The organism is Vibrio sp. 1641 (assembly GCF_033339995.1).
Classification (GTDB): Bacteria; Pseudomonadota; Gammaproteobacteria; order Enterobacterales; family Vibrionaceae; genus Vibrio; species Vibrio alginolyticus.
In genome coordinates this window covers 14,470-35,346 of sequence record NZ_JAWOVP010000016.1, presented here as the reverse complement: position 1 = coordinate 35,346, position 20,877 = coordinate 14,470, and the positions used below count along the sequence as shown (strand labels likewise).

Annotated in this window: 20 protein-coding genes; 6 read left to right on the top strand and 14 right to left on the bottom strand. The window is 46.8% G+C overall.

The features are described 5' to 3' along the window. Positions 1–51: 51 nt before the first annotated feature. A complete protein-coding gene (locus R7Z47_RS21020; RefSeq protein WP_005383852.1) occupies positions 52–792 on the bottom strand; it encodes an amino acid ABC transporter permease in 741 nt (246 codons plus the stop codon). Positions 793–907: 115 nt separating this feature from the next. Between R7Z47_RS21020 and R7Z47_RS21015 the strand changes: the two genes are divergently transcribed. Beyond that, positions 908–1,684 carry a transporter substrate-binding domain-containing protein gene (locus R7Z47_RS21015; RefSeq protein ID WP_005378944.1) on the top strand — a complete coding sequence of 259 codons (777 nt, stop codon included), beginning with the start codon at positions 908–910 and terminating at the stop codon, positions 1,682–1,684. Positions 1,685–1,727: 43 nt separating this feature from the next. On the opposite strand, the gene punC is transcribed toward R7Z47_RS21015, so the two are convergent. After that, on the bottom strand, positions 1,728–2,933 hold the full coding sequence (punC, locus tag R7Z47_RS21010; RefSeq protein WP_005378946.1) for a purine nucleoside transporter PunC: 1,206 nt from the start codon (positions 2,931–2,933) through the stop codon (positions 1,728–1,730). A gap of 152 nt (positions 2,934–3,085) precedes the next feature. On the opposite strand from punC, the gene punR reads away from it, so the two are divergent. Further along, positions 3,086–3,988 carry a DNA-binding transcriptional activator PunR gene (gene punR / locus R7Z47_RS21005; RefSeq protein WP_017821565.1) on the top strand — a complete coding sequence of 301 codons (903 nt, stop codon included), beginning with the start codon at positions 3,086–3,088 and terminating at the stop codon, positions 3,986–3,988. 54 nt (positions 3,989–4,042) lie between these two features. On the opposite strand, the gene ilvA is transcribed toward punR, so the two are convergent. The 5 genes from ilvA to ilvG are packed head-to-tail and all read right to left on the bottom strand — an operon-like array spanning position 4,043 to position 10,341. Further along, positions 4,043–5,590, bottom strand: a complete 1,548-nt coding sequence (gene ilvA, locus R7Z47_RS21000) for a threonine ammonia-lyase, biosynthetic (protein WP_053304042.1) — start codon at positions 5,588–5,590, stop codon at positions 4,043–4,045. Positions 5,591–5,592: 2 nt separating this feature from the next. Further along, positions 5,593–7,434 (bottom strand): dihydroxy-acid dehydratase, encoded by a 1,842-nt coding sequence (gene ilvD / locus R7Z47_RS20995; RefSeq protein ID WP_222712607.1) that lies wholly within the window; start codon positions 7,432–7,434, stop codon positions 5,593–5,595. A gap of 13 nt (positions 7,435–7,447) precedes the next feature. Further along, entirely contained in the window at positions 7,448–8,386 is a 939-nt protein-coding gene (gene ilvE / locus R7Z47_RS20990) for a branched-chain-amino-acid transaminase (protein WP_318130619.1), read from the bottom strand. 12 nt (positions 8,387–8,398) lie between these two features. Further along, positions 8,399–8,683, bottom strand: a complete 285-nt coding sequence (ilvM, locus tag R7Z47_RS20985) for an acetolactate synthase 2 small subunit (RefSeq protein WP_005378958.1) — start codon at positions 8,681–8,683, stop codon at positions 8,399–8,401. An 11-nt stretch (positions 8,684–8,694) separates the two neighbouring features. Further along, entirely contained in the window at positions 8,695–10,341 is a 1,647-nt protein-coding gene (gene ilvG, locus R7Z47_RS20980) for an acetolactate synthase 2 catalytic subunit (protein WP_005378960.1), read from the bottom strand. Between the two features lie 465 nt (positions 10,342–10,806). Between ilvG and R7Z47_RS20975 the strand changes: the two genes are divergently transcribed. Further along, entirely contained in the window at positions 10,807–12,330 is a 1,524-nt protein-coding gene (locus tag R7Z47_RS20975; protein ID WP_258488561.1) for a YifB family Mg chelatase-like AAA ATPase, read from the top strand. Between the two features lie 55 nt (positions 12,331–12,385). On the opposite strand, the gene R7Z47_RS20970 is transcribed toward R7Z47_RS20975, so the two are convergent. Beyond that, positions 12,386–13,342 (bottom strand): DUF2860 domain-containing protein, encoded by a 957-nt coding sequence (locus R7Z47_RS20970; RefSeq protein WP_054729808.1) that lies wholly within the window; start codon positions 13,340–13,342, stop codon positions 12,386–12,388. Positions 13,343–13,491: 149 nt separating this feature from the next. Here R7Z47_RS20970 and R7Z47_RS20965 point away from each other — a divergent pair, with 149 nt between their 5' ends. Further along, entirely contained in the window at positions 13,492–14,370 is an 879-nt protein-coding gene (locus R7Z47_RS20965; RefSeq protein WP_137282462.1) for an acyltransferase, read from the top strand. Positions 14,371–14,416: 46 nt separating this feature from the next. Here the strand turns inward: R7Z47_RS20965 and R7Z47_RS20960 are convergent, their stop codons facing one another. The 5 genes from R7Z47_RS20960 to R7Z47_RS20940 all read right to left on the bottom strand — a co-directional run bounded on the left by R7Z47_RS20960 (position 14,417) and on the right by R7Z47_RS20940 (position 18,418). Further along, entirely contained in the window at positions 14,417–15,019 is a 603-nt protein-coding gene (locus R7Z47_RS20960) for a thiol:disulfide interchange protein DsbA/DsbL (RefSeq protein ID WP_005379036.1), read from the bottom strand. 34 nt (positions 15,020–15,053) lie between these two features. Beyond that, positions 15,054–16,040 carry a serine/threonine protein kinase gene (locus tag R7Z47_RS20955; protein ID WP_005379037.1) on the bottom strand — a complete coding sequence of 329 codons (987 nt, stop codon included), beginning with the start codon at positions 16,038–16,040 and terminating at the stop codon, positions 15,054–15,056. A 48-nt stretch (positions 16,041–16,088) separates the two neighbouring features. After that, a complete protein-coding gene (gene ccoG / locus R7Z47_RS20950; RefSeq protein WP_005379038.1) occupies positions 16,089–17,510 on the bottom strand; it encodes a cytochrome c oxidase accessory protein CcoG in 1,422 nt (473 codons plus the stop codon). Positions 17,511–17,817: 307 nt separating this feature from the next. Beyond that, on the bottom strand, positions 17,818–18,084 hold the full coding sequence (locus R7Z47_RS20945; protein WP_005379040.1) for a YihD family protein: 267 nt from the start codon (positions 18,082–18,084) through the stop codon (positions 17,818–17,820). A 166-nt stretch (positions 18,085–18,250) separates the two neighbouring features. Continuing rightward, positions 18,251–18,418, bottom strand: coding sequence for a hypothetical protein (locus tag R7Z47_RS20940; protein WP_005379043.1), 168 nt, complete (start codon positions 18,416–18,418; stop codon positions 18,251–18,253). 296 nt (positions 18,419–18,714) lie between these two features. Here R7Z47_RS20940 and R7Z47_RS20935 point away from each other — a divergent pair, with 296 nt between their 5' ends. Beyond that, positions 18,715–19,521, top strand: a complete 807-nt coding sequence (locus R7Z47_RS20935) for a sporulation protein (RefSeq protein WP_005379045.1) — start codon at positions 18,715–18,717, stop codon at positions 19,519–19,521. A 70-nt stretch (positions 19,522–19,591) separates the two neighbouring features. After that, positions 19,592–20,245, top strand: coding sequence for a PAQR family membrane homeostasis protein TrhA (gene trhA / locus R7Z47_RS20930; RefSeq protein ID WP_175413472.1), 654 nt, complete (start codon positions 19,592–19,594; stop codon positions 20,243–20,245). A gap of 33 nt (positions 20,246–20,278) precedes the next feature. On the opposite strand, the gene R7Z47_RS20925 is transcribed toward trhA, so the two are convergent. Next, positions 20,279–20,863: a DUF3157 family protein gene (locus R7Z47_RS20925; RefSeq protein WP_005379050.1), complete on the bottom strand. Its 585-nt coding sequence runs from the start codon at positions 20,861–20,863 to the stop codon at positions 20,279–20,281. Between the last annotated feature and the right edge of the window lie 14 nt (positions 20,864–20,877).

Genomic DNA, 20,877 nt, shown 5'->3' with positions numbered 1-20,877 from the left:
CAAAGCCGCTCAACAAGAGCGGCTTTGTTGTTTCTAGCTAAGGCTTCATCGCTAGTAGCTAGGAATGGCAATACGTTTTTCGAGCCAACGAACGGCTTGAGATACAAATAGGATGAGCAACAAGTACTCCAAAACGAGGAAGGTATAAATCTCTAAGGGTAAGTACTCATTCACCACCAGCTCATTAGCACGGCGAGTGAGATCGCTTAAACCAATCACGCTGACTAAAGAACTCATCTTGAGAATGTAGACAAATTGATTACCCAGTGGTGGGAGAATTTGCCGAAACGCTTGGGGAAGAATTACCAGGCGCATCTTTTGCCAATAGCTTAAGCCCAAAGACTCAGCTGCTTCATGCTGGCCACGGCTGATAGCTTGTATCCCACCGCGAAACACTTCCGCCATAAACGCACTCTCAGCGATAGTCAGTGCAATAACACCCGCCCAAAAGTGATTGAGTGAGACATCCAATAGCGTAGGCATGCCGTAATACACCCAAAGTAGTAAGACTAAAACTGGCACTGAACGGATCACCTCGACATAAATACGGTTTATCCACTTCAGAGAGGCAGAGTCCGACAGAGCGGGTAACGCAACGATCAGACCCAAGCTCATCGCAAATAACATACTGAGGAGTGATACCTGAATGGTGTCATTAAACCCAGCGATTAAAAACTTTAGATTGGTGAGCCCTTGATCCGTCGAAGGGTCAAGTACATACCAGCCCCATTGATAATCTGAACAACCAGTGAGTAATAGCAGTGAAAACAGCCATAGAGTTCGAAACGTCACATTTACTCCCTGAATTAACTAAAAAACTTCCTTTGTTGCTGCTATGTTATCAGTAGAGCTCTAATAAAGGTTAATTATTAAACCGTATAAGGTCATTATTTTTAAGGGAATAAAAATGAGAAAGATTTTACTAGTGCTAGGAATGTGTTTGCTTGCTGCGACTCAAGTCGCTCACGCTGAAAGCCGTCTTCAATCCATTTTAGACAATGGCGTACTCCGAGTTGGAACGACGGGAGATTGGAATCCGATGACGATGAAAGACCCCGCGACAAACAGTTATCGTGGCTTCGATATCGATGTAACAACAGAACTTGCTAAAGATCTCGGTGTAAAAGTGGAGTATGTGCCCACGGATTGGAAGACGCTAGTTAATGGCATTACCGCCAACAAATACGATATTACTGGCAGCGCATCTCTGAACATGTCGCGCGCGAAAGTAGCTGGATACAGCCAGCCGTATTTCTACCTTGCCTTTGTACCTGTGGTGCAAAAGAAAGATCTCGCCAAATTTTCTGATTGGGCGGATTTTAATAAACCAGAAGTAAAAGTCGCAGCGACGTTAGGTACGGTACAAGAAAAAATGGTGAAAGAGTTCTTCCCGTCTGCTCAGCATATTGTTATTGAAGCGCCAGCGCGCGACTTCCAAGAACTACTAGCTCGCAGGGCCGATGTATCGGTGACGTCCAATGTGGAAGCAGCGACGTTGGTGGATAAGTTTAAACAGTTGGCGATAGTGCCAGTGACCGCACCGCGTAAACCAACCCCAATTGCTATGTTGTTGCCGCAAGACGATCAAGTATGGATTAATTACATCAATCACTGGGTAGAGTTGAAAAAGACTCAAGGCTTTTTTAAGCAGACTGCCAAGAAATGGGGGTTGAAAAGCTTATAAACAGAAGAGCCGCATTGCGCGGCTCTTTTTATTATCTGAACGATTAAAGTTCGTCTTCACTCACGACTCGGGCGTTGTCAGGAGTCGTAAAGTGCTTGGATAATTCGCGATTCGACAGAATGTATCCCATCCACAGCCCACCCATACAGATGATGATTGCGATGCCAGTAACCATCTGAGCTTGGCTTGCCATTGCGGCTACTAATGCACTTGAGAAGCTACTTACACAGATTTGCAGGCTGTTTTGCAGACCTGCTGCTGTTGCAGGGCTCTGTTGTGCGCTGGCCAGTGCACGGTTTACCACGATTGGGTACAGTGCGCCGTTAGCAACGGCAATCAAACAGAATGGCGCAAGAATAGGCCAAATCGATGACAGCTCCCACTGTGAAGCAATGAAAATCATTAATGCCGCGACACTAAATAGGCCAATCAGTTGGCGCAGAACCTTTTCATCACCAAATTTTCGAACGCCTACTTTACCTAAGTAGCCACCAGCCATAAACGCGATGGTTTGTGGGATAAAGCTCAAACCAATATCTTTTGCTTCGTAGCCCAGTTGCGCCATGATTTCTGGCATCCCAGTTAGGTAAGCAAAGAATGCAGCTGAAGCCGTCGCAAACATAAACACGTTGCCAAGGTATTTTTTAGAACTCAGCAGCGCTTTGATGTCGGCAGACATACTGGTTTGTTTGATTTCTGCTTTCTCGTCTTTTTGTGCCATGGTCGCAAAGACCAAAAAGACGCCAACTAGTGTTAGCGTAATAAAGATACTGTGCCAGCCGAAGTTATCTGCCAACACAACCCCTAATTGAGGTGCTAGTGCTGGTGATAGCGCGACGAGTGGCATGATTGTCGCAAAAATTTGTTGGCTACTGCTTGAGTAGCGCTTAATGACCATAGCCTGCCAGATCACGGCTGGTGCACACACACCGATAGCTTGGATAAAGCGCAGTGTGAGTAGTTGCCATACTTGATCACAGAAAGCCAAACCGAATGACGCGATAGTAAATAGCACCAACCCGGCTGCGAGTGTATTACGATGGCCAAATTTATCGGATGCCAATCCCCACATTAGTTGGCCAATCGCCATACCAACGAGGAATACCGTTAAAGAGAGCGCAATTTGCTCAGGGCCTGTTGCAAAGTCGATTTCCATCGCTTTGAATGCTGGCAGATACATATCGGTAGCAACGAAGCCAAGCATCGATAATGCTGCCAGATAAATGAGCTGTAGTTTTGAGATTTTCATGATTCAACCAGTCAAATTATTTAATCATTTTTTAATCAACATCAGTTGGCGCCAACCCTGATTTATTTACCTTATTATTCTATTTTTCGATTTTGAGAAAATAAAACGCTAAAATTGTTGGTTATCAATCAAATTTTTTGAAAGGTTAAATCATGTTCTCTAAAGCGTCTTTGGAAATGCTGGATACGGTTGCCCGTTTAGGCAGTTTCACCGCTGCGGCTGAGGTATTGCATAAAGTCCCCTCAGCCATCAGCTATGGAGTAAGGCAGGTCGAGCAAGATTTAGATGTGGTGCTGTTTCGACGTTTACCAAGGAAAGTCGAGCTAACTCCAGCGGGTGAACTTTTTATGGCCGAGGCGCGCTCTTTGCTGCGTCAAATGGAAGAGGTGAAAGCACAAACGCGGCGAGCGGCTCAAGGATGGAAAAGCACGTTAAAGCTGACCTTAGATAACGTGGTGAAGTTAGAAAAACTCAAACCTTTGGTGGAAGATTTTTATCGCGAGTTTGAATTTGCTGAATTGCAGATCAATATGGAGGTCTTCAATGGTTCTTGGGAAGCCATAGCACAAGGTCGAGCCGACATTGTCGTTGGCGCGACATCTGCGGTTCCCGTTGGGGGAGATTTTGAAGTCAAAGATATGGGCGTATTAGATTGGGCATTTGTAATGTCACCCGCTCATCCTTGCGTTCGACAACAAGTGCTTACTGAAGAGTTTGTGAGTCAATTTCCGGCGATCTGTCTTGATGATACTTCGAACGTGCTGCCAAAACGCCATACTGGCCATTATCCGCAACAGCGCCGATTATTATTGCCCAATTGGTATAGTGCGATTGAATGTTTAAAAAATGGGGTGGGCGTGGGTTACATGCCACGTCATATTGCAACACCCTTAATCAATGATGGTGTGCTGGTGGAGAAGGTCATGCCGGATGATAAACCGCTCAGTCACTGCTGCTTAGTATGGCGCAAAGATGATAATCATAAATTGATCCAGTGGATGGTGGACTATCTTGGGTCGCCTAATCAGCTACATAAAGATTGGTTACAGTCATAAAAAACACCTCGCATTAGCGAGGTGTTTTCATTGATATGTTTAAAATGTGGCGTTTTATGACAAGAAAAACTTATACGATGGGTTGTCTGTCTCGTCTTTGCATTGATAGCCAAGTTCACGTAAATGTGCAGAAAACTGAGCTAAATCGCTTTCATCTAACTCGAAACCACATAAAACACGTCCGTAGTCAGCGCCGTGGTTACGGTAGTTGAACAAACTGATATTCCAGTGTGTGCCGAGTGTGCTTAAGAACTTGAGTAGCGCTCCCGGATATTCTGGGAATTCAAAGCTGTAGAGGCGCTCTTTAAGCGGCTTAGACGGCTTACCACCAATCATGTAGCGCACGTGCAGTTTCGCCATTTCATCATCAGACAGGTCAACCACTGGGTAGCCACCATCACGTAAGTCGTGAATGATATGTTCTAGCTCTTCCTGACCGCCTTGCAAACGCACACCGACAAAGATATTTGCTAATGCGTCATCGTTGTAGCGGTAGTTAAACTCTGTCACGGCACGGCCGCCAATGAGGTTACAGAACTCAAAGAAAGCACCTTGACGCTCAGGGATGGTGACGGCAAGCAGACCTTCACGTTTTTCACCAAGCTCGCAGCGTTCAGAAACATAACGCAGACCGTGGAAGTTGGTGTTTGCGCCAGACAATACCGTACCTAGGTTTTTGTCTTTCAGCTTGTTCTGTTCAGCAAACTTCTTCAGCCCCGCCAGAGCAAGCGCCCCCGAAGGCTCAGCAATGGCGCGAGTGTCTTCAAAGATGTCTTTTACTGCTGCGCAGATTTCATCGCTAGAGACTGCAATATGGCCATCAATGTACTTTTGGCATAGACGAAACGTCTCTTCACCAATGCGTTTTACTGCAACGCCATCGGCAAACATGCTGACCTGGTCTAATACTACTGGTTCACCTGCATCCAATGCCGCTTTGAGGCATGAAGAATCTTCTGGCTCGACCGCAATCACTTTGATTTCTGGCATGAGCTGCTTCACGAGTACCGCAACACCGGCAGCCAAACCGCCACCACCGACAGGGACGAAGATGTAATCAAGGTGACCATTTTGCTGCAGCATTTCCATGCCGATGGTGCCTTGACCTGCAATCACCAGTGGGTGATCGAAAGGAGGGACAAATGTGTACCCATGCAGATCAGAAAGGCGTTCCGCTTCCGCTTTTGCCTCATCAAAGTTGCTGCCGTGCAGCACTACATTGCCACCGAAGCCACGTACCGCATCGACTTTGATGTCTGGTGTGGTTTTAGGCATCACGATGGTGGTTTTGATGCCTAGCTTAGTACCAGAGAGCGCCATGCCTTGAGCGTGGTTACCTGCCGATGCTGCAATGACACCAGCGGCTTTCTGCGCTTCAGATAAACTCGCCACCATGTTGTATGCACCGCGCAATTTGAACGAGTGTACGGGTTGGCGATCTTCACGCTTGATCTGCACGTTATTCCCGATACGTGCAGATAAACGAGGCATTTCTTGCAGTGGCGTCACTGTTGCTACTTCATAAACAGGTGCGCGAAGGATTTGGCGCAGATAATCTGCGCCAGTTTGGTTCACTTGTTTTTCGGGTTGAGCTTCCATCATTGCTAGCCCTCTAGCTTCGACTTGTCTCGTACTGCACCCTTGTCAGCACTGGTTGCCATACTCGCGTACGCTTTGAGTGCAAAGGAAACTTCACGTTGGCGGTCAACTGGTTTCCAGCCTAGTTCGTCTTGTTTTGCACGGCGCTCAGCAAGTTCTTGTTCAGACACTTGGAGTGAAATTGAACGGTTTGGAATATCAATTGCGATCATATCGCCTTCTTTTACCAGGCCAATTGCACCGCCGTTTGCTGCTTCAGGAGAGGCGTGACCGATTGACAGACCTGATGTGCCGCCAGAGAAACGGCCGTCAGTCAGAAGTGCACACTCTTTGCCAAGGCCCATCGATTTTAGATAAGTGGTTGGGTAAAGCATTTCTTGCATGCCCGGACCACCTTTAGGGCCTTCGTAACGGATAACAACCACGTCGCCTGCTTTTACTTTGCCACTCAAGATGCCTTCTACGGCGTCTTCTTGGCTTTCGAAAACTACGGCTGGGCCAGTGAATTTATGAATGCTCTCATCCACACCAGCAGTCTTAACGATACAACCATCTAATGCGATGTTGCCTGATAGAACGGCTAGGCCACCTTCTTGGCTAAAGGCATGATCGATAGTACGAATACAACCTTCCGCACGGTCGTCATCAAGGCGATCCCAGCGGCAATCTTGTGAGAACGCTTGAGTAGTACGAATACCCGCAGGACCTGCGCGGTAGAACTTAAGTACTTCTTCGTCTTCAGTTTGGATGATGTCGTATTTCGCCAGCTGCTCTTTCATCGAAAGGCCAAGCACGGTGCGCGCATCATTGTGTAGAAGACCTGCACGATCTAACTCACCAAGAATCGCCATGACGCCACCTGCGCGGTGTACGTCTTCCATGTGATATTTCTGGGTAGATGGTGCCACTTTACATAGGTGTGGTACTTGACGTGATAGGCGATCGATATCTTCCATATCGAAATCCACTTCACCTTCTTGCGCCGCGGCAAGTAGGTGCAGAATGGTGTTGGTTGAACCGCCCATTGCGATGTCCAGTGCCATTGCGTTTTCGAACGCATCAAACGTAGCGATGTTGCGCGGCAGTGCTGATTCGTCATCTTGCTCGTAGTAACGACGAGTCAGTTCAACGATACGACGACCTGCATTAAGGAACAGTTGTTCACGGTCAGCGTGCGTTGCCAGCATAGAACCGTTACCTGGTTGAGAAAGACCCAGTGCTTCCGTTAGACAGTTCATTGAGTTTGCAGTGAACATGCCTGAACACGATCCACACGTTGGACATGCGCTGCGTTCGATCTGCTCGCTTTGCTCATCAGACACTTTTGGATCCGCGCCTTGGATCATCGCATCTACAAGGTCTAGTTTGATGATCTGATCAGAAAGCTTGGTTTTACCCGCTTCCATTGGACCACCAGAAACAAAGATAACAGGGATGTTGAGACGCATAGATGCCATCAACATTCCCGGAGTGATTTTGTCACAGTTAGAGATACATACCATGGCATCGGCACAGTGCGCGTTGACCATGTACTCCACAGAGTCTGCGATAAGTTCGCGTGAAGGCAGTGAGTACAGCATGCCGCCGTGACCCATTGCAATACCATCATCAACCGCGATGGTGTTGAATTCTTTCGCAATACCGCCAGCTTTTTCGATTTCGCGTGCTACAAGCTGACCCATGTCTTTCAGGTGTACGTGACCCGGAACAAATTGAGTAAACGAGTTTACAACGGCGATGATTGGTTTACCGAAGTCTTCTTCTTTCACACCCGTTGCACGCCACAGTGCTCGTGCACCCGCCATGTTACGACCATGTGTGGTGGTAGCTGATCTATATTTTGGCATTTCCTAATCCTTCTTACTTCTGTTCTGGGTACACATAGTCTAACCAGCCCCACTTATCTTCCGTGGTGCCGTCAAATAGGCCAAAGTAGGCTGCTTGTAGTTCTTTAGTGATAGGGCCGCGCTTACCAGTTCCCACTTCAATCTTGTCGATGGTTGCCACTGGTACAATCTCAGCCGCTGTACCTGTCATGAAGACTTCATCGGCAAGGTAAAGGGCTTCACGAGCAATGTTCGCTTCACGTACTTCGTAGCCTTTATCGCGTGCAATTGTCATGATCGAGTCACGAGTGATGCCCGGTAGAATCGCGCTAGTTGCTGGTGGTGTGGTGATTACGCCATCTTTGATAACGAAGATGTTTTCACCAGCCCCTTCCGATAGGTAACCATCTACGCTTAGCGCAATACCTTCGTCGTAACCGTGACGACGCGCTTCACCACCAACCAGTAGTGAAGATAGGTAGTTACCGCCTGCTTTAGCCGCAGTTGGGATGGTGTTTGGCGCAGCGCGGTTCCAGCTTGAAATCATCGCATCGACACCTTTTTCTAGCGCTTCTTCGCCTAAGTAAGAGCCCCAAGGAAATGCTGCAATGATTAGATCCATCTCAGTGCCAACTGGTGGACATACGCCTAAGCCAACATTACCGACAAAACCCAATGGACGAATGTAAGCGCTGTCGAGTTTGTTTTGGCGCAGTGTTTCGCGGGTCGCTTCCATTATTTCCTCTACAGAGAAAGGGATCGGAAAGCGGTAAATCTTGGCGGAATCTTTTAAACGTTGTGCATGCTCACGGTGACGGAAGACTATTGGGCCTTTTGGTGTGTTGTAACAGCGCACGCCTTCAAACACGGATGTGCCATAGTGCATTGCGTGAGTCAGAACGTGAACGTTCGCCTCTGCCCATGTAACCATCTCACCATTAAACCAAATGAAATCTGCAGTTTTCGTTGCCATTTGTTGCCTTCCTTATGCACTTACGTGTTGTTGTAAGTTGTGATTTGGCAGTTCATCGTTGCGGATTTTTAGCACCTCAACCTTACGAACGTCCCACAACTTCTCTATTTGATTGATCAAAAACGAGATTGGTCGATCGCTGTCGACGATGATCTCGACGCTGGCTACTTTGCTTTCGTGGTTTTGCGTAGCAGCGACTTGTTTGATCACGAAGCCTCGGTGACGAATCACACGTAGAACGCGCTCCAACAGTACCGGTTTGTCATCGGCTTTGATGTCGAGTAAATATCTGTCCATGCGATTGTCTCCTATGTATTTTCCAACATATCACTGTTTGATGCGCCAGGTGGCACCAATGGCCACACGTTTTCTTCTTCATCAATCAAAACGTGAAGCATGTAAGAAGTTTCACTCGCTAGCATCTCTTTGAGAGCAGGTTCGACTTCTTCTTTCTTGGTGATGGTTTTGCCCGGGATATCGAACGCTTTTGCTAACATCACGAAATCTGGGTTGTCATCAAGAATGGTTTCACTGTGGCGACCGTCAAAGAATAATGACTGCCATTGGCGAACCATGCCAAGACGTTGGTTATTAAGAAGGACAATCTTCACTGGAATCTGACGACGCTTCAGCGTGCCCAATTCCTGAACGTTCATCATAAATGAACCGTCACCTGTAATAAGGATAGACTGATCATCAGGACGTGCGACTGCAGCACCCATCGCCGCTGGCAAGCCAAAGCCCATGGTGCCAAGGCCAGCAGAAGTGATAAAATTTTGTGGTTCGCGTGGCTGGATATGTTGCGCTGCCCACATCTGGTGCTGACCGACGTCGGTCGAGACAATTGAGCTATCTGGCATCATGTCAGACAGCTGTTTAAGCAATAGCGGTGCGTAGATTAACTCGCCTGGGTGGTCGTAACGCCACTTAAAGCCGCTGCGCAGACTTTCACTGTGATGAACCCACGGTGAGATATCTTGAGTCAGCTCTAGCTGAGGAAGAATGGTGTTGATGTCGCCACGTAATGGTGCGTTGGCGTGGCGCAGTTTATGAATCTCCGCAGCATCAATGTCGATGTGAATCACTTTCGCATTTGGTGCAAACGTGTCGAGCTTACCCGTCACACGGTCATCAAAACGCGCGCCAACCACGATCAATAGATCAGCTTCTTGAACCACTAGATTGGCGGCTTTGGTGCCGTGCATACCCAACATACCAAGATAGTGAGGATCATGGCGTTCAATGGTACCGAGGCCTTTTAATGTGCTAACTGCAGGCATTGGGTTTAAGCGAAGAAATTCGCGTACTGCATCGGTTGCTTTCGCAAGTTGCACGCCACCACCAACATACAACACTGGGCGAGTTGATGCTGCCAGCACATCTTGCGCACGTTTGATATCTTCAGCGCTGACATCTTCGATTGCTGGTGCTATGTATGGAGGAAGAAGGTCTGTGGGTGCTTGAGCGAGTTGAACGTCTTTGGCGATATCGACAATGACAGGACCCGGACGACCGGTTTTTGCGACCTCAAAGGCTTCGGCAAGTGTCGGAGCTAGATCTTCAATTTCAGTCACGAGATAGCTGTGCTTAGTACAGGCTAGGGACATTCCGATCACATCCATTTCTTGGAATGCATCGGTACCGATATGAGAGCTAGCAACCTGGCCTGTGATGGCAACTAGAGGTACGGAGTCAAGGAAAGCGTCGGCAAGGCCGGTAACAAGGTTAGTGGCTCCTGGGCCGGAAGTTGCCATGCACACAGCAACGTCTTGAGTGGAACGAGCCATCCCGATAGCAGCCATAGCGGCCCCTTGCTCGTGACGGCATAGGATGTGTTCCACCCCACCGTCATACAAAGCATCATAGATTGGCATGATGGCCCCGCCGGGGTAGCCAAAAACGGTTTCGATGCCTTGCTGTCTTAAAGCGGCTACGACAAGTTGTGCACCAGTCATCGTAAACCTCCTTTGCTACGTTGTGGCTCGTAGCGATTGCCATATTTATTGCACTTCATGTGCACTCCCATTCTTCCCGTTAAACTGTCCGAGGGTTAGACAGATGACAACTTGTAGTTGTAAAAAAACCCCCGGACTTTTCAGTGCGGGGGTTTTTTGTAATTTGTGGTTACCTTTCGCCCACAATACCCCGCGCGGTGCCAATAATGACCACGATAATCAGGGCTAGCAGTGCGTTGATATGAGCGAAAAGGTTCATCTGTCTGTCGTTCTTTTTTCGTTAAAAAATGTTGTGTAATGTTCTACGAAATTGTTTGCGTCATTAGTGGTATCACACAATTCCGCTGCATGACAAGCAAAAAGTCATTCTTTTTTCACATTAACTCTCAATTGGGACGCGGTATATAACATAACCAACTAGATAAAACATTTGTTTACAGAGTGTTCAAAAAAATTGAGGAACGTATGGGGCTGGCAATCATTCATAGTCGAGCAAGCGTCGGGGTGCAAGCGCCATCGGTTAGTGTAGAAGTTCATATCAGCAACGGCATGCCAGGGTTTACCTTAGTAGGCTTGCCAGAGACAACGGTAAAAGAGTCCAAAGATCGCGTACGCAGTGCGATCATTAATTCTAACTTTCAATTTCCTGCTAAGCGGATCACCGTGAACTTGGCTCCGGCAGATCTACCCAAGGAGGGAGGACGTTTTGATCTTCCTATTGCATTGGGAATTTTGGCTGCTTCGGAGCAAATCGCGACAGATAAGCTCAAAAACTACGAATTTGTGGGTGAGTTAGCACTATCTGGTGGTCTGAGACCTGTAAAAGGTGTGCTGCCTGCTGCGCTGGAAGCCAGTAAGATTCAACGTCATTTGGTCGTCCCACATGTGAATGGCGATCAGGCGGCGCTGGTGGGGAAGGAACAACATAAATCGGCCCAATCATTACTGGAAGTATGTGCCGAGCTTTGTGGTCAACATCGACTGAATCTTTTTCAAACGCCTAAGCGAAAAACGATCGAAAAACATGGTCGAGACTTACAAGATATTATTGGCCAACAACAAGGTAAGCGAGCACTGGAGATTGCTGCCGCTGGAAACCACAACTTACTTTTCCTTGGCCCGCCAGGTACTGGAAAAACGATGTTGGCTTCGCGTTTGTGTGACTTATTACCGGAAATGAGTGACGAAGAAGCAATGGAAACCGCTTCGGTGGCATCGTTGACTCAGAGTGAAATTAATGAGCATAACTGGAAGTCGCGTCCATTTCGTTCTCCGCATCATTCAAGTTCAATGGCGGCATTAGTCGGCGGTGGTTCGGTCCCTAGGCCAGGGGAGATCTCTTTAGCTCACAACGGGTTATTGTTTCTCGATGAAATGCCCGAATTTGATCGTAAAGTTCTGGACTCGTTACGCGAACCGCTCGAATCTGGCGAGATCATTATCTCTCGAGCGCAAGGTAAAACACGCTTTCCGGCTCGTTTCCAATTAGTTGGAGCATTGAACCCAAGCCCGACAGGATATTACGAAGGCAATCAAGCGCGCACCAATCCACAAGCTATTTTGCGCTACCTTGGTCGATTATCTGGACCACTGTTAGATCGCTTTGATATGTCTTTAGAAATCCCAGCTTTGCCCAAAGGGACATTAGCAGAAGGTGGTGATCGCGGTGAGCCGACTGCTATCGTAAAAGCGCGTGTGAGCGATGCGCGTAACAATATGCTAAACCGCAGTGGTAAGGTCAATGCACTGCTAGGTAGTCGAGAAATTGAGGCGTTTTGTCCCTTGCACAAGAGTGATGCTGAGTTTCTTGAAACCGCTTTGCATCGTTTAGGGCTTTCGATTCGTGCGTATCATCGTATTATCAAAGTGGCGCGAACAATCGCCGATCTGGATGGGGCGGAGCAAATTGAACGAACGCACTTGGCCGAGGCACTTGGGTATCGAGCGATGGACCGTTTACTGAAACAGCTTACGGCGCAAGCGGTATAGACAGCAAAGTGTCATCGCAACAAGTGTTGTAAGCCCCTTGTTGCGATGAAGGGCGTTAGAAGGTGTAGTTGAGACCAAGCGACAATAGGTACTCTTTCTCCTCATAAAACGTGATATTCGAGTCAGTTTGGCTATAGCCGGCTAAAGAAATGAACGACCAGTCTTGCCAGTCAAATACGTTTTGATATTCGTAGGCCGCAAATAGGCTGATGGTGTCGTCATTTCGTGTTTTAGCAAAAGTTTGGCTAGCTCCTTGATAGTCTTTCCATGCATAACCCGCGGTGAGAGCCAATCGATGGCGATTGATAAATTTAAACCAGCTGATGTCAAACCCGTACGAATCAAATGATTCCGCCTTACCGTCGGCATCTTGATTGATGTAGGTGAAAGCGGGTTGCAACATAGACGTTTGGTTGAGTGGAATGCGATAGTCGCCTTTGACATAGTAAAGGTTAGCATCGCGAGCAAGTGAGCGGTCTGTCACTTCCTCCTGCTCGATGTCTTTATCAGCATAAGCAAGATCAAGGTTGAAGTTCTTATCAATTAACCCTTTGATCTGAAAGCGATATGCATTGCCGTCAACATCCGTCTCTTTACGTGCGGTTCCTACTTGATAAGGGTTGCGCCAAGTTTCGCCTTTGAGTACCGTCGGCAGATAGGAAACATCGAGCACGGTGCCAGATTGTAGCTCGTGTTGATAGCCCAACTGAAAAGCGAGTGTACCTACCGCGACATCTGAGCGTGTGGTACCGGCGTAAACTTGGTGGTTGAGTCGGCTACCAAAGGTGTATGTCACACTCCCTAGCGGTGCAGCGATAACGGAACTGTCACTATCGGCACGCTTATCGAGAGAATCGATGGTGTTACTATTTTCTGTATTGAAATTGGATTCTGATGATATGAATCCGGCATTCAGCGAAATTTCACCGCCAAAACCTGCGGTTTCAGCGAGTTGAGCCTGAGCAGAACTGACGACAAAGGCCAAAGGCAAGAGAAGTAGCCTTGGTTTCATTCGTTATCTCCTTGTTGTCGAATGAGTGGTGCACATATTGGTTGCGGTAACAAATCTGACCATTCCCACGCATGTTCCAATGTGGCAAAGGCGCAGTATAATTACACGCTGTTTTATTCTTCACACATTATCACTGTTGTTTGACTATCATGTTGGCATATTTGTTATTTTTTTTTAACGCTTCTTTTGTGATTCTCAATTCTGCGGTTTGTTCACTCGCAATTTGTGTTATCGCTGTATTTAAAATATTGCTTCCTGGCGTAAAGCTAAAAGCGATAGCGACCGCTTGTGCCAATAAGGTGATGTGGTTATGGGCTACCGTTAATGCGTGCATTCTGGCGGTATCTAACCGTGTTGAGTGGGATGTTCAGGGCGGTGAAGCGCTTAAAAAAGACGGGTGGTATCTGCTGATCAGTAACCATCTCAGTTGGACAGATATTGTTGTGCTTTGCTGCGTGTTTAAAGACCGTATTCCCATGCCGAAGTTTTTCCTCAAGCAACAACTGCTGTATGTGCCTTTCATCGGGATGGCGTGTTGGGCGCTCGATATGCCATTTATGCGTCGCTATTCGCGAGAGTATCTGATCCGCAACCCTCATAAGCGAGGTCAAGATTTAGAGACGACACGTCGCTCGTGCGCTAAGTTCAAACACAGTCCAACCACAGTGGTTAACTATGTCGAAGGAACTCGATTTACCGAAGAAAAGCAGCGTAAGAGTAAAGCAAACTATCAATATTTGCTGCAACCAAAATCGGGCGGGATTGCGTACACGTTAGCGGCGATGGGGGAACAGTTCGAGAGCATTATCGACGTTACGTTGGCGTACCCAGAAAATACGCATAAACCGTTCAAGGATTTATTGATGGGTCGCATGAGCAAGGTGGTTGTGCGTGTGAATGTGTTACCCGTTGATGAACGAGTGCTCGGTGATTACTTTAACGATAAACCCTATAAGCGACAATTTCAGCAATGGTTGGGTGATGTGTGGCAAGAAAAAGATCGGTTACTACAAGAGATTTACAAATAAACAAAAGGGGAGCGACGTGCTCCCCTTTTGATTGATATCGATGTGCTTATTTTAGTGTCAGCAAGTAGTTCACCAGAGAGAAGTACTCATCCATCGTTTTGATGCTTTGTGCTTGAACTAGGTATTTGTTGTTAACGATAACCGCAGGAACGCCGGTTAGACCGCTGTTTTCAAATTGCTTGTCCATACGGCGAACCATGGAATCAACCGCGAAGCCTTTGAATGCAGAATCGAATTTTTTCGCGTCTACACCTTCATCAAGGAAGATTTGACGAAGTTCTTCATCATTACGTGGTGCTTTCTTTAGATTGTGGATGCGGTTAAACATCACTGGCACCATTTTGTCTTCCACTTTTAGTGCAACCATCGTTGCGTAGGCTTTGCTCATTGATGGGCCCATGTTGCCACCCATGAAAGAAACGTGGTTTTTTAATAGCTTAGTACCTTCTGGCAACTGCTTTTTCAGTTGCTGGATAACCGGTTCAAAGCTATTACAGTGCGGGCAGTAGAAAGAGAAAAACTCCGTCACAAGAGGTTTTTTTGATGCCTCAAGATCCAATACTTTGTAATGTTCACCTTCTTTGAATTGCGCTGCATGTGCCGACAGGCTTAGCATCAGCATAGAAAACAGTGCGAACAGTTTTTTCATCGAAATATCTCCATTTTTGAATTTGTGGCCTGACTTACCATTGAGGCATTAAAGACAGCGGTGCTTCTTCTAAAGCGGCGATCTGCTCTTTAAATGCAAGGACCTGACCTTCCCAGTATTTTGGCTCATTAAACCATGGAAAAGCGAGAGGAAACGCAGGGTCATGCCAACGTTTTGCTAGCCATGCCATATAGTGCACCATTCGTAGACCGCGAAGTGGCTCAATTAGTTTCAATTCTGCGGGGTTAAAGTCGCAAAACTCTTGATAAGCTTCTAAAACAATATCCAGCTGCATCAGTTTGTCTTGGCGTTCACCGTTCAATAGCATCCATAAGTCCTGCACAGCAGGGCCGTTACGAGCGTCATCCAAATCAACAAACATAGGGCCATCTCGCCACAAAATATTGCCTGGGTGGCAATCGCCATGCAAACGAATCATATTGAAACCTTCTTGCCAGTGGCTTTCAATTGATTTGATCAGCATATCCAAGTCATTGAAGAAGCTGTTCTCCAAGTGCATTGGAATCATATTGGCGTTTTGCAGAATCTCTCTTGGTTGATACAGGTATTCTTGTAAGCCAATAGTAGGACGATGTTGGAAGGCTTGGCGGCTGCCGACTTTATGGATTCGGCCAAGGAAACGCCCTACACCTTCGAGCTGATCTAAATTGTCAACCTCGTATTGGCGACCACCCACACTATCAAACAGCGCAAAAGCATAGCCTTGATAGTGATGCAGGGTTTCACCGTTGATGCGCACAGGTGGTGCGACGGGGATCTCATTGCCAATCAGCTCTAAAGTAAAGTCGTGCTCCTCTTGGATCTGTTCATTGCTCCAACGTTCAGGACGGTAAAACTTGACGACATAACGACGACGCTCTTCGTCAGTAAATTGATAAACACGGTTTTCGTAGCTATTGAGGGGAAGAAAGCCTGATTCTGCGCGAACGCCGATGCTTTCTAACGCGTACCACATAAAGTCTGGGGTAAGGGCGTCAAAGTTAAACATACTTTGGGACATATAAACAAAAAGGCTCATTACTGAGCCTTTTTCCATTAGTCATCGAAGTTATAGCTTCTTGATAAATCGGCTTTCCACTTCAATGGTGAATTCGTTGCTCTTATCGGTGAGTATAAACTGAATTGTCGTAATCGCAGAGTTTAGCTTGTCAGGATCGGCACCAAGACTCATTGGCAGGTTCAATACCTCACCTGGCTGGACCTGAATTGTCTGCTTACCATACCAGCTTACATCGGATAGCCCTTCAACATCCAACGAGTACTCTTGCACTTGCTGAGTTTTGTTGATCACCTTGAGGGTGTAGGTGTTTTCTACTTCGCCCGAGCTATTAACGCGGAACAGTTGGTTACGGTCGCGAATAACACTCATACCGGCTGGGTCTACCGCTGCAATTTGGGCAAAGAAAAGACCGACCATGACCAGTAGCACAGCTCCATAGCCCAGCAGCTTCGGACGCATGACTTTGGTACTCTTACCCGATAAGCGGTGCTCGGTGGTGTAACTAATTAGGCCCTTCTCGTAGCCCATGCGATCCATGGTGTTGTCACACGCATCAATACAGGCGCCACAGTTGATACATTCATACTGCAAGCCGTCACGAATATCGATACCTGTTGGGCACACCTGCACACACAAGTCACAATCAATACAATCACCCAAACCAAGTTGCTTTGGATCGGCTTTGCGCGGACGTGGGCCACGTTTTTCCCCACGTTTTGCATCGTAGCCAACGATGAAGGTGTCTTTATCAAACATGGCAGACTGGAAGCGCGCGTAAGGACACATGTGAATACACATGATGGAACGCATCCAACCAGCATTACCATAAGTACAAATGGCAAAGAACATTACCCAAAAGACGGGCCAGAAGTTGGCGTTAAAGGTGAAAAAGTCGATAACCAATTGCTTCATTGGCACGAAGTAGCCAACAAAAGTAAAACCAGTGGCGAGTGCAATGGCAAACCAAGCTATATGTTTGACGGCTTTACGCATCGCTAAATTCGCCGTCAGCTTATTGGAGTCTTGTTTACGGCGTTTATTGGCACTACCTTCGAGCTTCTCTTCAAACCAGATATACATGAAGGTCCAGACGGTTTGTGGGCAGAGATAGCCACACCAAACCCGACCTAAGAAGGTGGTAATAAAGAACAACCCAAACGCCGCGATCACAAACAGCAAGGCGAGTAGGGTAAGATCTTGTGGGTACAGTGTGGTACCGAAAAAGTTGAACTGCTGGTTGCCAATATCAAGCAAGATCGCTTGACGTTCACCGTAAGGAATCCACGGTATCAAAGCGAAGAGAAGTAGTAAGAACCAACCACCGTAACGACGCAGTTTCTGGTAAGTCCCTTTGCTTTCGCGTACATAGATGCGATTACTTGGGTTGAACCGATCCCCGTTTCCTTTATGGGTTTTGGGATTATAGGTTTTAGGAGTCACATCTTTGATATCGATCTTGTCCTGACTCATGCACTCATCCTTCTTAGGCTTTTATAATGTACGGCGTCATTTCTATTGATGTCGCTCGATGACATTGCTGCTCGTTCCGTCATAAAGATGACCGAACATAATTATTTTAGTAAATACTGATGAACGGCGATTATACAATCAATAACAATTCCGTTTCTTTAACGCAGTCAATGTTTAACAACAAAAATCAGTACAGTTAACCTGATAATTGGCTGAACAGTTATAACCAATTGTGGGACTAAAAACTTTGGTTATAAAAAGCGACTCACAGAGAGAGTCGCTTAAAGAATACTGGCTGTTGAGCTAGTTATTTGATGATGCCACGAGCGCGTAGGATCGCCGTTTTAAAATCGTCCTCTTGGTCTTTTTTGAGTCCAGGGATCATTTCATCTTTGCTGCTATTACGCATTTTAAGGTGGTAGATCAGTACATCGTCGGTCAGATCTTCTAGCTTTCCTTTATAGCCTGCTTCTTTTGCCAGCTTAACGATGAACTGCAAGAGGTTCAGCTCTTGATCTTTATGCCATTCAGGCTCTAGTAGCTCAAGCAGCTCTTCAATGCGATGACACTTCATTTCTTTCTCCACAGAATTTATAGGTGTAATTAGCAGTAAAGGTACCAAATTGCTTTGCTAAGACCAAATAGGAAAAACGATCTCTTTCACCGTGGTTTGTTCTAAGTCTTTGAAGTTTTATGAGTTGCGTGCAAAGAAAAAAGCGCAGCTGGCGCCGCGCTTTTGATTAAGCTGCTTTGATAACTTTGGCCGGAACACTCGACATCATTGCTGTCTTCTCAACCAATGTCATTGCTGGCGCAACTTGCTTTGCCTTTGGTGCAGTAGTAAAGCCACTGCGGCGGCGCATTGCACTAGTATTAGTGTGTGCGAACCTGACTGTTGTTGGGCGCATTAATTTACCTAACTGTCAGGCATATCCATTGCCGATGTAATGGCCTGAATCATTATGAGCTAGGCTCCAACAAGATTGAAGAATCACTCTTCTGGCTCTCGCCAATCCAGTTAATGAGTCAGGAATACCGATATGCATGCATATCAAGTGTAAGATTAGCATCCTTGTAATAATTGGTCGATAGTTGAGCAATTGAATTGTTTAGATTTTGTCATTTTGTCGCGATGTTCGAGGCAATTTTTGTTTGATCCCTCGATCAGCAGTAGTAGTATGAGATCTCGATGAAGGAGGTGCCTATGTCATTTTTGAAGAAGACACTTGCCAGTTTTGGGATTGGGAGCGCGAAGGTCGACTCAATCTTAAACCAAGACGTGCTATACCCAGGTCAAAGTGTGGATGTGTCTATCCATGTATATGGTGGTGCGACTGAACAAGCGATCGACAACATTGATTTAAAACTCTGTTGCCGCTACATCGCCGAAGCCCCTGATGACCGTGGTGCGCGAGAAGGACACAGCATGCGCCGAGTACCTCAAACTCATGTGCTTGCTAAGTGGAGTCTCCCTTACGCATTTACCATCCATTCCGGCGAAGAGCGTACCTTCGATGTTAAGCTCGATGTGCCTTGGAACACGCCTGTCACCATTGGTGATGCCAAAGTATGGTTAGAAACTGGTTTAGACGTTGCTGCTGCTTTGGATCCGACTGATAAAGACATCCTCACCGTTCGACCTGATCCACTGATGGATGCGGTACTATCTGCATTTGAAGCGCAAGGTTTACGAATTCGCCAGGTGGAATGCGAGGAAGTGAAAGGATTCGATCTACCATTTGTGCAAGAGTTTGAACTGGTGCCAACCGACGGACCTTACCACGGCGTGTGGCGCGAATTAGAATTTGTTGCCCACCGCAGTGAGCAAGAGCTCAAGTTGTGGTTTGAAGTTGACCGCACACGCAAGGGGCAAGGTGGCATGCTCGCGAGCTTACTGGGCAGTGGCAAACTCAAGCGAGAGCTGACCATTCCTGCCACGACTAAGCCAGATCAAGTTGGCGAACTGGTACTCAATTATCTCGATCAAACTACTGCCGTTCATGAGTCTTAATTTAGGCTTACACGTGTAAGCCTAATGTGCCATACTAGAGCAAATTTCAAACTCTAGTATAGGCGCATTGATGTCCGAACTGCAGAAACCTCAATACAGTCAACGTGAAGAACTGGCCAATACCATCACCCACGGTATAGGGATGATTTTTGGTATTGTTGGCTTGATACTGCTGTTAGTTAAAGCCATAGACCATCAAGCTGACACTTTAACGCTTACCAGTATGGCGATTTATGGTGCGAGTATTATCGTGCTATTTTTGGCCTCGACGCTCTATCATGCGATCCCTTATCCCAAAGCGAAACGTTGGCTAAAAACCTTCGACCACTGTGCTATTTATCTTTTGATAGCAGGCAGCTATACCCCTTTCTTGTTAGTCAGCTTAAGAACACCTCTAGCATTTGGGTTGATGATCGTTATTTGGAGCATTGCGTTGATCGGCATCATCATGAAAGTTGCGTTCGTCTATCGATTTAAAAAGCTTTCTTTGATGACGTATTTGGTGATGGGATGGTTATCGTTGATTGTGATTTATCAGTTGGCGATCAACTTGGATGTCGGCGGACTTACACTGCTTGCTGCTGGTGGAGTTGTGTATTCACTGGGCGTGATTTTCTACGTTGCGAAGCGCATTCCCTTTAACCATGCGATTTGGCACGGCTTTGTTTTGGCTGGCTGCGTGTGCCATTTCTTTGCTATTTATTACTTTGTTGAGCCTATCTAGCCGATAGGCTCAACAAAGAATATTAAACACGTATTAGCGAGTTTTTACCTCTAGCACTTTGGCAGAAAACTGGTATTGCTGTGATTGCGGTACAGCCAATTTAATGCTCTTACCTTGTTCCGCTTGCTGTGGTCGCAGGTAGGTATCCGCCATGCGCTTGATGGATTGCCAAACCGTCACGTTTTCTTTTGCCAGTTGCTGACCAGACATATCAAACACTTGCACCTCAACTTCCACTTGAATGACAGATTGAGAGCTTTGGTTAGTGATTGATGTAGGCAAAATAAGCTCACCGCTTTGATAGCTTGCTGAACCAATCAATACATCCACACCTGAATCTGATAGCTGCATGGTTGGCTTTTTGGCGTTTACCACCACGGTCGTGCCAACGGTTTTCGTTACCACTGGAATTGTCGCAATCGCAGGAGCTGCGATTGTTTCAACTACGCTTGCTGTTGTTTGTGTCTCCGTCGCTTGCTGCGCCGGTTTTTTCATGACGTACTCCCAGGTAAAGTCATCGTTCAACTTCACTTCTCGACCATCGGCTAAAGTGATGACCTCGGCGGCGTATGTGGATGAGGCGGCAAGTAGGGTCGCCAGAGTAATCCATGTTTTCATTGTTATACCTTTTA

Coding starts and splice junctions, on each gene's coding strand:
- R7Z47_RS21015 (WP_005378944.1), top strand. CDS start 908: ATGAGAAAGATTTTACTAGTGCTAGGAATGTGTTTGCTTGCTGCGACT.
- punC (WP_005378946.1), bottom strand. CDS start 2,933: ATGAAAATCTCAAAACTACAGCTCATTTATCTGGCAGCATTATCGATG.
- punR (WP_017821565.1), top strand. CDS start 3,086: ATGTTCTCTAAAGCGTCTTTGGAAATGCTGGATACGGTTGCCCGTTTA.
- ilvA (WP_053304042.1), bottom strand. CDS start 5,590: ATGATGGAAGCTCAACCCGAAAAACAAGTGAACCAAACTGGCGCAGAT.
- ilvD (WP_222712607.1), bottom strand. CDS start 7,434: ATGCCAAAATATAGATCAGCTACCACCACACATGGTCGTAACATGGCG.
- ilvE (WP_318130619.1), bottom strand. CDS start 8,386: ATGGCAACGAAAACTGCAGATTTCATTTGGTTTAATGGTGAGATGGTT.
- ilvM (WP_005378958.1), bottom strand. CDS start 8,683: ATGGACAGATATTTACTCGACATCAAAGCCGATGACAAACCGGTACTG.
- ilvG (WP_005378960.1), bottom strand. CDS start 10,341: ATGACTGGTGCACAACTTGTCGTAGCCGCTTTAAGACAGCAAGGCATC.
- R7Z47_RS20975 (WP_258488561.1), top strand. CDS start 10,807: ATGGGGCTGGCAATCATTCATAGTCGAGCAAGCGTCGGGGTGCAAGCG.
- R7Z47_RS20970 (WP_054729808.1), bottom strand. CDS start 13,342: ATGAAACCAAGGCTACTTCTCTTGCCTTTGGCCTTTGTCGTCAGTTCT.
- R7Z47_RS20965 (WP_137282462.1), top strand. CDS start 13,492: ATGTTGGCATATTTGTTATTTTTTTTTAACGCTTCTTTTGTGATTCTC.
- R7Z47_RS20960 (WP_005379036.1), bottom strand. CDS start 15,019: ATGAAAAAACTGTTCGCACTGTTTTCTATGCTGATGCTAAGCCTGTCG.
- R7Z47_RS20955 (WP_005379037.1), bottom strand. CDS start 16,040: ATGTCCCAAAGTATGTTTAACTTTGACGCCCTTACCCCAGACTTTATG.
- ccoG (WP_005379038.1), bottom strand. CDS start 17,510: ATGAGTCAGGACAAGATCGATATCAAAGATGTGACTCCTAAAACCTAT.
- R7Z47_RS20945 (WP_005379040.1), bottom strand. CDS start 18,084: ATGAAGTGTCATCGCATTGAAGAGCTGCTTGAGCTACTAGAGCCTGAA.
- R7Z47_RS20940 (WP_005379043.1), bottom strand. CDS start 18,418: ATGCGCCCAACAACAGTCAGGTTCGCACACACTAATACTAGTGCAATG.
- R7Z47_RS20935 (WP_005379045.1), top strand. CDS start 18,715: ATGTCATTTTTGAAGAAGACACTTGCCAGTTTTGGGATTGGGAGCGCG.
- trhA (WP_175413472.1), top strand. CDS start 19,592: ATGTCCGAACTGCAGAAACCTCAATACAGTCAACGTGAAGAACTGGCC.
- R7Z47_RS20925 (WP_005379050.1), bottom strand. CDS start 20,863: ATGAAAACATGGATTACTCTGGCGACCCTACTTGCCGCCTCATCCACA.